Source organism: Nocardia sp. No.11, from assembly GCF_038752175.1.
Taxonomy (GTDB): Bacteria; Actinomycetota; Actinomycetes; order Mycobacteriales; family Mycobacteriaceae; genus Nocardia; species Nocardia canadensis.
On record NZ_JBCGFB010000157.1, the window covers coordinates 1 to 12,042 of the forward strand.

The window sequence follows — 12,042 nt, forward strand, 5'->3', positions numbered from 1 at the left end:
CCTTGCGGCCCTGCACGCCGCGCTCGCCGCGGCGACGGCGCACCGGACCACCGGCGGCACCGCGCGCCGTTCGGTCGTGCTGACCAGGGTGTTCACCGACACCAGGGCCAGGATCACCGAGCAGGTCACCGCGCTGCGGTCCGGCGCGGAGTCGACCCGGCTGCGGGCGGAACGGGTCGCGCTGCTGGCCGAGCGCGACGGCGGCCGCCAGACCGGCCTGTCGGCGGTGCGCAGCCAGGTCCAGCTGGCCCGCGTCGACCTCACCACCGAGGTCGGCGCACTGGTGCGAGCCCTGCACACCCGCTCGCGCGCCGAACTCGACCGCTGCGACCGCGCCGAGCTGCGCGCCTACCCACAGCGACTACAGCAGGCCGCCGCCGAACTGTCGGTGGCGGTCGACACCGCGATCGACGCCAGAGTCATCGAGACCGCGCGCCGCGTCGGCACCACGGCACCCGCCGCACGCAGGCACGATCCGGCCCCGAAGGTCGGCCCCGAGCCCGAGCCGCGGCACCGTGGTGTCGAAGATCACCTCATGATCGCGCTCGGCGCGTCGGCTGGCGTCGGCCTCGGTCGCCTGGTCGTCGCACCGCTGTCGCTCGTGCCCGCGCTGGACGCCGCGAGCGTCCCGGTGACGCTGCTGCTCGGTGCGGGCGCGGCCTATTGGGTGGTGCGCGCGCGGGGTCAGCTGGCCGAGCGCAACCACCTCTCGCAGTGGGTGGCCGAGGCGCTGGTGAATGTGAAAGCCCAGCTGGAGCAGCGTGTCGCCGCGGTTCTGGTGGATGTCGAGGCAGAATTGGCCGAGCACGTCATCCGGGAATCGACGGCGCGCGCGGTCGCGGTCGACCGCCGGGTCGGGGAGCTGGACAGCCTCGCGCGACGCCTCGTCGCCGAGCGCCCGGCTCAGCTGGCGGCGTGCGAGCGAGACCTCGCCGCGCTGGAACGCGCCGAGGCCGAGATTGGGTGATCGACCTGTGGGTAGTTATTAGGGAACCCGATTCCGTATCGATCGTCATATCGCGTTAACCTTTAACCAGGAACCTGGGCGTCCGCTCCGTGCCAGTCGATGCGCGGCCTCCGTCCATGGACGTCGCTGTACGCCGTCCATTTGGGGTTGTGCGGTGGTTGGTTCGCTGCGGACGCCTTCCCGCCCGGTGGCGATCGATGGACTTCGCATCGAAGAACCGCCCATCTCAGGAGAGTTTTCATGACCTCAGCGACCATTCCTGGTCTTCGTGGATCCGACGGCACCGCGCCGACCGAGCACAGTGAACTGCTCGCCTGGGTACAGGAAGTCGCAGAGCTCACTCAGCCGGATCGCGTGGTCTGGGCCGACGGCTCCGACGCGGAATGGGATCGCCTGACCACTCAGCTGGTCGAGGCGGGCACCTTCAAGAAGCTCGACGAGAAGAAGAAGCCGAACTCGTTCCTAGCGCTGTCGGACCCGTCCGACGTCGCCCGCGTCGAGTCGCGCACCTACATCTGCTCCAAGACCGAGGCCGACGCCGGTCCGACCAACAATTGGGTCGACCCCGCCGAGATGCGCGCCACCATGACCGAGCTGTACCGCGGCTCGATGAAGGGCCGCACCATGTACGTGGTGCCGTTCTGCATGGGCCCGCTCGGTGCCGAGGACCCCAAGCTGGGCGTGGAGATCACCGATTCCGAGTACGTCGTCGTGTCGATGCGCGTGATGACCCGCATGGGCCAGGCCGCGCTGGACAAGCTGGGCACCGACAAGCCGTTCGTGAAGGCGCTGCACTCGGTGGGCGCCCCGCTGGCCGAGGGCCAGGCCGACGTGCCGTGGCCGTGCAGCGACACCAAGTACATCACCCACTTCCCCGAGGACCGCGAGATCTGGTCCTTCGGCTCCGGCTACGGCGGCAACGCCCTGCTCGGCAAGAAGTGCTACTCGCTGCGCATCGCCTCGGCCATGGCCCACGACGAGGGCTGGCTGGCCGAGCACATGCTGATCCTCAAGCTGATCTCGCCCGAGGGCAAGAACTACTACGTCGCCGCCGCGTTCCCGAGCGCCTGTGGCAAGACCAACCTCGCGATGATCCAGCCGACCATCCCGGGCTGGCGCGCGGAGACCCTGGGCGACGACATCGCCTGGATGCGGTTCGGTGAGGACGGCCGGCTCTACGCCGTGAACCCGGAGTTCGGCTTCTTCGGTGTCGCGCCGGGCACCAACCGCAGCTCCAACCCCAACGCGATGGCCACCATCGAGGCGGGCAACACCGTTTACACCAACGTCGCCCTGACCGACGACAACGATGTGTGGTGGGAGGGCCTCGAGGGCGAGCCCGATCACCTGATCGACTGGAAGGGCAACGACTGGTACCTCCGCGAGTCGGAGACCCTGGCCGCGCACCCGAACTCGCGCTACTGCACCCCGATGTCGCAGTGCCCGATCCTGGCCCCCGAGTGGGACGACCCGCAGGGTGTGCCGATCTCGGCGATCCTGTTCGGCGGTCGCCGCAAGACCACCGTCCCGCTGGTGACCGAGTCGTTCGGCTGGGAGCACGGCGTGTTCATGGGCGCCACCATGGGCTCGGAGCAGACCGCCGCCGCCGAGGGCAAGGTCGGCACCGTCCGCCGCGACCCGATGGCGATGCTGCCGTTCCTCGGCTACCACGTGGGCGACTACCTCAACCACTGGATCAACCTCGGCAAGAACGCCGACGCGAACAAGCTGCCGAAGATCTTCTACGTCAACTGGTTCCGTCGTGGCACCGACGGCCGCTTCCTGTGGCCCGGATTCGGTGAGAACTCCCGCGTGCTGGAGTGGATCGTCGGCCGCATCGAGGGCCGTTCGGGCGCCGAGGCGACCGCGGTGGGCAATGTCCCGTCGGCCGCCGACCTGGACCTGGAAGGCCTCGACGTGGTCGTCGCCGATGTCGACGAGGCCCTCGCGGTGAACGTCGAGGAGTGGCGCAACGAGATCCCGTCGATCGAGGAGTGGTTCCAGTTCGTCGGCGACAAGCTGCCCTCGGGCGTGCGCGACGAGTTCGAGGCCCTCAAGGAGCGCCTGGGCTGATCCGCCCCCTGAACGGCGAACCGCCCGTACCGCGTTCGGTACGGGCGGTTTCGTCTATTCGGCGAACGGCGAGTGCCTGATCATCGGCAGGAAGCCCGCGCCGGTGAGCCAGTGGACGCGGCCCGCGGGGACGGCGGCGGCCTCGGCGGTGAAGCAGGCGATGAGGTGTCGCTTGAAGTCCTGACGTGGGTGCCGCACGAGCAGGTCGTCGACGAAGCCGGCGTCGAGGTCGGCCAGCCGTCGGCCCAGGACGTCGACCGAGGCGCCCGCGGAGACGAAACCGCCCGGCTCGCCGAGGTTTTCGGCCGCGTCCGGATTCAGGTGGGCCGCGATCGCCGCGCCGATCGCCTCGGCACGGTCGGCGGGAGCGCCGTGGCGGACCGCGAAATCGTTCGCCGTCTCACCACCGACCACCGCGAAACATCTACCCGGAGTGGGTGTTTCGAGCTTCAGGTCGTGCAGCAGGCTGGCCACGTAGCCGATCTCGTCGTCGTAGTCGACGCTGTCGAGCTCGGCGAGGGCGCGTGCGAAGAAGTAGGTGCGGTACGAGTGCGCCAGCATCGTGTCCGAGAGCTGTTCGCGCGCCTCGATTTCGGCAGCCCGGGCGAGCGCGGTGTCGGGCAGGCGCAGTTCGGCCAGCGCCAGCCGCCCGGTGCCGCGACGGCCCAGCGCCTGCCGGAGCCGGCCGGATACCAGCGCGGGTGAGACGCGGAGCAAGCCGACGGTGAGGGCGCGGCGCTGGGCGGGGGTGAGATTCCCGCCGGTGTGGGTGGCCCAGTCCCAGTCGAGGGCGGGTGTCACGGTGAGCATGGTCGATCTCCTCCGACGCGTGTTTCGCGGTGTCCGTCGAGTGTCGCGGAGCGGACCGGGCCGGTGAAGTGGCGGAAATGCCAGCATTGCGTGGATACGTGCCAAACTGGGGACATGATCGAGGTCGCCGCGCTGGCGCTGGACGGGGTGATGACGTTCGACCTGGCCTGCGCGGTGCAGGCGTTCCGGCACGGGCCCGGCGTCACCGGCGAGCCGGTCGGCTTCGCGATGCGCACCTGCGGCGTCCGGCCCGGTCCCGTGTGGACGCCCAACGGCTTCGACCTGCGGGTGGAGCACGGCTTGGAGCTGCTGGCGGCGGCCGATCTGATCGTCGTGCCCGGCATCGGCCTGCCGACGCTGCCCACGCCCGAGCCCGTGCTCGACGCCCTGCGCGCGGCGGCGGAGCGGGGCGCGACGATCGCCAGCATCTGTATCGGCGCCTTCGTCCTGGCCCAGGCGGGCCTGCTCGATGATCGCCCGGCTACCACCCACTGGGGCTACTGCGACCAGTTCGCCCAGCTCTACCCGGCGGTGAAACTGGATCCGACGGCCCTCTACATCGACGACGGCGACATCCTCACCTCGGCGGGTCTGTCCGCGGGCCTGGATCTGTGCCTGCACCTGGTGCGCCGGGAACTCGGCGCGGCGGCCGCCGCCGACCTCGCCCGCTGGAATGTGGTGCCGCCGCACCGCGAGGGCGGCCAGGCCCAGTACATCCCGCGGCCAATGGGCGGCCCGGATCCCCGCAGCGGTCTGGCCGCGACGCTGACCTGGGCGGCGGCGAATCCCCGAGCCGCCACCGATGTCTCGGCCCTGGCGGCGCACGCGCTGATGAGTGAGCGGACGTTCATCCGCCGCTTCAAGGCCGAAGTCGGCGCCACCCCGGGCGCCTGGCTCGACGCGCAACGGCTCGGGCGGGCCCGCGAGCTACTCGAGCGCACGCAGCTTCCGGTCGAGACGGTCGCGCAGCGCGCGGGGTTCGGCAGTGTGACGGCGTTGCGTGATCATCTGCGCGCCGCGACGGGGCTCACGCCCTCGGCGTACCGCCGTTCGCTGCGGCACTGACCGCGTTGCCAGTGTGCTGATTTCGCCGTGGTTTTCGGGGCGATGGGCGGTGATGAACTGGACAAGCGAACTATGAGTTTCCGGACAGATTCCGGTGCGGACGATTTCCCCGACTCGATTCTGGGTACATCTTTCGATGTCAGAGGGTCGCTGCCGTTGGGCGGGAGTCGTGACCTATATTCCTGGTCAGGCTCCTCCGTTCGTCGCACCATCCGAGCTAACTCCCTTTCGAGACTCCAGCACCGCCGACGCGGTCCCGATGAGATCGACGCTGAGAGGTGGTTCACGCATGACCGATGTGGTGACCGGATACGGGTCCGACACCTACTCGAGCACTCCCCTGCAACGGGTGGCAGGACGTTTGCAGCGCGCACTGCCGCCGGGGTGGCGGGTCGACGTGGTCGACTTGCCACCCCGGGGTCAAGTGGCCGGACAGCCGGTACTGCGGGTGCAGATGCCGGAGAACTAGTCGGTGCTCGCGGGCGTCCAGCCCATCGGCATCAGCACGGACTTCTGCTCGCAGAACGCGTCGAGGCCCTCGGGCCCGTTCTCGCGGCCGATGCCCGAGTTCTTGTACCCACCGAACGGCGCGGTGGGGTCGAAGGCGTACCAGTTGATGGCGTAGGTGCCGGTGCGCACCTTCGCCGCGATCTCGACGCCGTGCTCGATGTCGGTGGTCCACACCGAACCGGCCAGGCCGTAGTCGGAGTCGTTCGCGATGGCGATCGCCTCCTCCTCGGTCTCGTACGGGATCACCGAGAGCACCGGGCCGAAGATCTCCTCCTGGGCGATGGTGCTGGAGTTGTCGACGTCGGCGAAGATCGTCGGCTCGACGAACCAGCCGCGCTCGACGCCCGCGGGCCTGCCGCCGCCGAGGACCAGTCGCGCGCCCTCTTCCTTGCCCTTGGCGATGTAGCTCTCCACCCGGTCGCGCTGCTTCTCGCTGATCAGCGGGCCGAGTTGGGTGGCCGGATCGGTCGGGTCGCCGGTCTGCATGGTCTTGACGTGCGCGACCAGCGCGTCGACGATCTCGTCGTAGCGGCTGCGCGGGGCGAGGATGCGGGTCTGCGCCACACAGCCCTGCCCGCTGTTCATCAACCCGGAGAACGCGAGAACGGGAATGCTGGCGGCCAGGTCGACGTCCTCGAGCACGATGGCGGCCGACTTGCCGCCCAGCTCCAGCGAGACGGTCTTGAGCTGCTCGCCCGCGATCGCGGCCAGCTTGCGGCCGACCGGGGTGCTGCCGGTGAAGGTCACCTTGTCCACGCCGGGGTGGCTCGCGAGGTATTCGCTCTCCGCCGCGTCTGCGGGCAGGACCGACAGCACACCGTCCGGGAGTCCGGCTTCGGTGAAGATGTCGGCGAGGAGGTTGGCCGTCAGCGGGGTCAGCGGCGAGGGCTTGAGCACCACGGTGCAGCCGGCCAGCAGGGCGGGGCCGAGCTTGTTCGCGGCGAGGAACATCGGGACATTCCAGGCGGTGATCGCCGCGACGACGCCGCGCGGTTCCCGTGAGACGCGCGAGGTTCCGAACAGGCCGGTGCGAGTCTCGTTCCACGGGAACGTCTTCGCCAGTGCCGCCCAGGCGTCCAGCGCGGCGACGGCCGGAATCTGGTTGAGTGTCAAGGCGGCTAACGAAGGCGCGCCCATCTCCGCGGTGAGTGCGGCGAGCAACTCGGGCGAACGCTGCTCGATCAGTCGGGCCGCCTTGGCGAGCACCTCTGCTCGTTCCAGTGGCGGTGTGGATGGCCACGGTCCGCTGTCGAAGGCGTCGCGGGCCGCGGCGACCGCGGCGTCCACATCGGCCTTCGTTACCGCGGGCACGCTGCCGACGGTCTCCTCCGTTGCGGGTGAGACCACGGAAATGCGGTCACTACCGGCAGGGGTGGTCCACTTCCCGCCGATGAACAGACTGTCGTAGTGCATAAGAACACGTTACAGTTTTGTGGCCGGGTTGTCTGCAACACGTTCTAATTCGCTGTCCCGCAACGACTGTGAACAGGGCGAATTCCAACCTGTCGGTTCGCTTTTCGGGTAAACGCACTATTGCGTTCTGTTGTTGAAAAGGGGATGCTTTAGCTACTGATCAGCTCGCTCGATTCATCAGACCTTTACAGCGAATTGGGGAGACCGACTCATGGCTGTGCAAGTGATCGGCCGATCGTTGATGACCAGCGACCAGACCGACCATCAAGCGAAGAGTGTAGGCAGCGGGGGATGGGTTGTGTCATTCCTGCCCGGCCGCACACTCACGATCGAGCAGGCAACTGCCGCCATTCAGGCCGCTGAGGCGGTCGCGATGGTCGGGGCACTCGCTGATCAGGTCGGCCTGACGACGCTGGAGACGGTGGGCCTGGCGATTCAGGAGTCGCCGTGGGCCGCCGCGCTACCCGAGCCGGTCCGCCGGTCCCGTCGATTGAGCTGGCTGGCCTGATCACCCTTGGTGGCCACGACCACCAGGTTGCTCACGAGTAGCTCGCGGATCACCGGAACTCGGACCAGCCACCACGCCCAGCGTGGGTGGTAGCGGGGGAAGACCGTCCGTACGTCGGCTGAAGTCGTTGCCGCCCAGCGCAAACCGTCGGCAGCGGTCACGGCGAACAGTGACCTGCCGAACCTGTTCTTGGGTTCACGACCGTGCTTGCGCCGGTACCGGCGGGCCGCGTACTCGCCGCCGAGGTAGTGCCAGAGGCCGGTCTCGTGACCGCCGAACGGCCCGTGCCACACCGTGTAGGAGTACACGATGAGGCCGCCGGGCTTGGTCACGCGGACCATCTCCTCCGCCATCACCCACGGATGCGGCACGTGCTCGGCCACGTTCGAGGAGAAGCAGACGTCGAAGGCGTTGTCGCGGAACGGCAGCGCCATCCCCGATCCGCGGACCGAGCCGGACACCCGCAGGCCCGCGGCGTGCATCTCCGACGGGTCGGGCTCGACCGAGACGTAGCGTGCCCCCGCCGCGGTGAACTCGTCGGCGAAGTACCCGGGGCCGCCGCCGACGTCGAGGACGACGGTGCCGGTGAGGTCGCGGCCGGTGATGTCGGCATAGAAGTCGCCGATCAGGTCGGCGCTGTCGGTGGCGATGCCGCCGTAGAACCTGGCCGGGTCGGACTGCTCGAACCGGAAGCTGGTGAGCAGCCGCAGCGAGCGGCGCAGCGTCGCGCGGCGCGCGAACCTGGACTGGTCGCGGCGCTGGACGGGCTGCTCGGTTCTCGGCGGGGATGCGGTCGGCACGGCCAGAGTTTATGGGCAGTGTCACCGGGGCCGATCGCGTGGTCCGGCCGGACACAGCGGACGGACGCGGCGATACGGATGTGTCGCGCAGACCACACCCGCTAGGGTGGGTGCCGACCTTTGTCCTCCGCCGACCCGATTGCGAGCCCCGACCGTGCGTGAAGTCCTCCTGCTGTGCTGGCGTGACACAGGGCACCCGCAGGGCGGCGGCAGCGAGCGGTACCTGGAGCAGGTCGGCGCCCAGCTGGCCGCGCGCGGCATCAAGGTCACGCTGCGCACGGCCGGGTATCCCGGTGCCCCGCGCCGGGAGCGGATCGACGGCATCGACATCAGCCGCGCCGGCGGCCGCTTCACCGTCTACCCCCGCGCGCTGGCCGCCATCGTCGCAGGTCGGCTGGGTATCGGCCCGCTGCGCGGGGTGCGCCCCGACGTCGTGATCGACACCCAGAACGGCATCCCCTTCTTCGCCACCGCCACCGGCGTGCCCTCCGTGGTGCTGGTGCACCACGGCCACCGGGAACAGTGGCCGGTCGCGGGCAAACTGGTCGGGCGGATCGGGTGGTGGATCGAGTCGCGGCTCTCCCCGCGCGTGCACCGCGAGAACCAGTACCTGACGGTGTCGCTGCCCTCGGCCGAAGAACTGGCCGTGCTCGGCGTCGACCGCGAGCGCATCGCCGTCGTCCGCAACGGTGCCGAGCCGGTCCCCGCCGAAGTCGTCCCCGGCGCCGACGACACCCGCGCCACCCACCCGCGCATCGCCGTGCTGTCGCGCCTGGTTCCGCACAAGCAGATCGAGGACGCGCTGACCGCCGTCGCCGCGCTGCGCGCGCGCTTCCCCGATGTGCACCTCGACGTGATCGGCGACGGCTGGTGGGCGCCGAAGCTGCGCGCCTGCGCCGACGAGCTGGGCATCGCCGACGCCGTCACCTTCCACGGCCACGTCGACGAGCGGCGCAAGCACGAGATCCTGTCGACCGCGTGGGTGCACGTGATGCCCTCCCGCAAGGAGGGCTGGGGACTGGCCGTCATCGAGGCGGCTCAGCACGGGGTGCCGACCATCGGCTACCGCAGCTCGCGCGGCCTCACCGATTCCATCGTCGACGGCGTCACCGGGCTGCTGGTCGACGACGCCCCCGCCCTCGCCGAAGCGGCAGCCGACCTGCTGGCCGATCCGGACACCCGCCTGATGATGGGGGAGAAGGCGCGGGCTCGTGCGCGCGAATTCTCCTGGGAGCAGACCGGTTCCGGGGTCTACGAGGTGCTCTCCGCCGCCGCTCGCGGTGCCTTCGTCACCGGTTTGGTCGCACCGCCAGCCCAAGGCTGATTCGCGGAAGCAGTGCGGCGGTGAGTAGTCCGCCGATCAGCAGGGCCGCCCACAGCAGGTGCGCTGCCGCCGAAATCCATCGTTGGGTGGGTGTGGCGATGTCGGTGGGGGTAGCACCCGCGATCCGGTACAGCGCTAGATCCGAGTCCTGATAGGCCGATTCCGCCGCGGCGAGCGTCTTCCCGGATTCGCCCAGCGGGCCGGGGGTGGTGCGTTCCACGACGATCCAGCCGACGCCGAGTGCGGCGATCTCGGCCGGGGTCGCGCCCCGGAGCAGCGCGTCTTCGACCCTGCGTGCCCGGTTGCCCTCGCCGTTGACGGCGTAGCCACGGACCCGGAGTTCGCCGGTCTGCAGGACGTCGTCGGGCAGGATGCGCGGCGCCGGATCGAGGACGGGAGCTGTCCCGCTATAGGGGAATCGGCGGAACATCCCGGCGGGGAGAACCGCGACATCCCCTGGTTCGTCCATGCGCTCGACGACCTGCGCCCACCCCGCCGGGTAGCGCACCGGCCGCATCTCGCCACCCACTCCCCAAGCCAGGTCGGCCAGCGGGAGGATCAAGAGAGCGATGAGAAGTGCGGCAACAGTGGATGTTCCGCGATGCGTTGGGACGCCGTCGGCTGGCGAGCCCGCGTGGTTGGTGGTCCCAGGGCCGGTGGGGTTCGTGGTCCCCGGGTTCGTCCGTCGCGCCGTCGGCTCCTGTCGTGCCGGTGGTGTTCGGCGCGTCCAGCCGAGAACCGTCGCGCACGCGGCCGCCGCGCACAGCGCGTAGGCGGGCATCGCCAGTGCCACGTACTTCTGTGTGTCGCGCAGCAGGCCGGCGCCGGGGATGTGCACCACCAGCCATTCGCCGATCGCGAGGCCGGGGCCGGTCGCGCCGAGTGCGGGCAGCACGATCGACACCGCCGCGATCACCAGCAGGGCCTGACCGTTTCGGCCCAGCGCCCACACGGCGCGCACGCCCAGCGCGACGATGCCGAGCAGCACCAGGGTGCCGACCAGCGCCAACGGCGTCGTCCGGGTGGCGGGCACCGCTTCGCTGTTCCAGATGCCACCGAGCCCGGCCAGACTGCCCAGCGTGCCGAGCCACGGCTCGGCGCGGGCCGCGAACGCCGACACGCCCGCCGGATCCGACGGCTCGGCCCCCGATCCGAGCGCCGTCGCCGTCAGCCAGGGCGCGCAGGTGGCGATCCACAGGACAGTGGCGGGGAGGAACGCTCGACGCCCGACCAGTGCGAGCCCGATGATCGCGGCCAGCAGCGATCCGGTGGGTGTCAGCCCGGCAGCCGCGAAACCGGCCGTCAGGGCCGCCCACGCGCCGATCGCCGCACCCCGGCTGAGTCCTCCAGGGGCGCCAGGTTCCGTTTGGGCTGTTGATCCGCCGCTGCCACCGGGCTCCACCTGGGCCCCTGATCCGCCGCTGCTCGAGCTCTCGCGCTGTGCCTCGGCGGGCCTCCCCGCAACGGGACTCGCTTCTGCGGCCGAGTGCGCGTCCGCATCGCCGCTCATGGTCGTGTTCCCGCGCGGGTTCGCGGTGGTAGGGATGTGTGGTCCGTCGACGAAGTGCGAGCGATCGCGCCGGGTTGCTTGTCTGACGCGGGCGGCGGCCATGGCGGTCCAGGGGAGGGCGGCGTAGCCGGCGAGGAGACTCCAGTGGCCCTGGAGGAGGCGTTCGGCGATGAAGGGGTTCCAGAGGGCGAGGGTGGCGGCGACCAGTTGGGCGGGGGCCGAGGCGGTGAGGAACTCGCGGGCGAGGACGGCGGCGCCGTAACCGGCGGCCCACAGGGCGACGATCAGAATCGCCTTCACCAGCAGGCCGCCGTCGATCAGCGGGGACAGGACGGCCAGCAACGCGTCCTGCGGAACGGCGCGGGGCGCGGCGGCGCCGAGGCCGAGGGCGGAATCGGTGAGGTAGGAGCGCGGGGTGCTGACGGCGTCGCGGAGCAGCAGATAGCCGGACCCGGCCAGCGGTCCGACGATGATCAGCGCGAGCAGTGCGCAGTATCCGGCCACCCAGGCCCGCACACGCCTATCTCCCGTCACGCCAGTGCACCTTACGTCCCGTCCCGCTGCCCGGCGGGCCGACCCGGTCCGCCGACCGTCGTGGGTGATGCGGTCGGGCCGTCGACGCCTGCCTCGATCGAGTCGTGGCCACGAGCGAGGCGGCCCGGATTCCCGGTGCCGACGGGCTGCGACACCCAAGGTGAGTCCGGTCGGACTCACATTTTCGGGGTACTGGTGATGCGAGGGCCGTCGAGGTGCGACGATGAGGCGTGTCCTCGGTCCGTCGCCCCCCTGTCGTAGCTGACCTGACCTGGGTGACGGCCGGCGCGATGACCGCCAACGTCGCCGGGTACCTGCTGCAACTGCTCGCAGGCCGCTGGCTCGGCGTCGCCGGGTACAGCGAGTTCGCGAGCCTGCTCGCCGTGCAGCTGCTGTGCGCCGTGCCCGCGCTCGCCATGCAGAACGTGGTGGCGCGCGAGGTGGTGCGCGGCGCCGACCTGCGGGCGGTGCGCGCGATGCAGTGGCGGTGCGCCGCGCTCGTCGCCGCGGTCGCCGTGGTGCTCGTTC

The 12,042-nt window shown here is 70.3% G+C and carries 9 protein-coding genes and 1 pseudogene; 6 read left to right on the plus strand and 4 right to left on the minus strand.

From position 1 onward, the window contains the following. Nucleotides 1–967, plus strand: a 967-nt coding sequence (locus V8688_RS28775; protein ID WP_342802109.1) for a hypothetical protein, incomplete at its 5' end; no start/stop codon positions are given. Between the two features lie 240 nt (nt 968–1,207). Beyond that, the gene (locus tag V8688_RS28780) at nt 1,208–3,040 is read left to right on the plus strand and encodes a phosphoenolpyruvate carboxykinase (GTP) (protein ID WP_218718514.1); all 1,833 of its coding nucleotides are present in this window, start codon (nt 1,208–1,210) and stop codon (nt 3,038–3,040) included. A 54-nt stretch (nt 3,041–3,094) separates the two neighbouring features. Here V8688_RS28780 and V8688_RS28785 read toward each other — a convergent pair whose 3' ends face one another. Further along, the gene (locus V8688_RS28785; RefSeq protein WP_218718513.1) at nt 3,095–3,850 is read right to left on the minus strand and encodes a phosphohydrolase; all 756 of its coding nucleotides are present in this window, start codon (nt 3,848–3,850) and stop codon (nt 3,095–3,097) included. Nucleotides 3,851–3,964: 114 nt separating this feature from the next. On the opposite strand from V8688_RS28785, the gene V8688_RS28790 reads away from it, so the two are divergent. Both V8688_RS28790 and V8688_RS28795 read left to right on the plus strand, forming a co-directional pair. After that, entirely contained in the window at nt 3,965–4,915 is a 951-nt protein-coding gene (locus tag V8688_RS28790; RefSeq protein ID WP_316573000.1) for a helix-turn-helix domain-containing protein, read from the plus strand. Between the two features lie 289 nt (nt 4,916–5,204). Next, entirely contained in the window at nt 5,205–5,384 is a 180-nt protein-coding gene (locus V8688_RS28795; RefSeq protein ID WP_218718511.1) for a hypothetical protein, read from the plus strand. On the opposite strand, the gene V8688_RS28800 is transcribed toward V8688_RS28795, so the two are convergent. Continuing rightward, nucleotides 5,381–6,838 (minus strand): aldehyde dehydrogenase, encoded by a 1,458-nt coding sequence (locus tag V8688_RS28800; protein ID WP_342802110.1) that lies wholly within the window; start codon nt 6,836–6,838, stop codon nt 5,381–5,383. The genes V8688_RS28795 and V8688_RS28800 overlap by 4 nt on opposite strands. A gap of 435 nt (nt 6,839–7,273) precedes the next feature. Then, nucleotides 7,274–8,146 carry a class I SAM-dependent methyltransferase gene (locus V8688_RS28805; protein WP_218718509.1) on the minus strand — a complete coding sequence of 291 codons (873 nt, stop codon included), beginning with the start codon at nt 8,144–8,146 and terminating at the stop codon, nt 7,274–7,276. A gap of 154 nt (nt 8,147–8,300) precedes the next feature. On the opposite strand from V8688_RS28805, the gene V8688_RS28810 reads away from it, so the two are divergent. Further along, nucleotides 8,301–9,470, plus strand: a complete 1,170-nt coding sequence (locus tag V8688_RS28810; protein ID WP_342802111.1) for a glycosyltransferase family 4 protein — start codon at nt 8,301–8,303, stop codon at nt 9,468–9,470. Here V8688_RS28810 and V8688_RS28815 read toward each other — a convergent pair. After that, nucleotides 9,436–11,514, minus strand: a complete 2,079-nt coding sequence (locus V8688_RS28815) for a hypothetical protein (RefSeq protein WP_342802112.1) — start codon at nt 11,512–11,514, stop codon at nt 9,436–9,438. The genes V8688_RS28810 and V8688_RS28815 overlap by 35 nt on opposite strands. Nucleotides 11,515–11,804: 290 nt before the next feature. Between V8688_RS28815 and V8688_RS28820 the strand changes: the two are divergent. Continuing rightward, nucleotides 11,805–12,042 (plus strand): annotated as a pseudogene (locus tag V8688_RS28820) (polysaccharide biosynthesis protein); the annotation flags it as partial.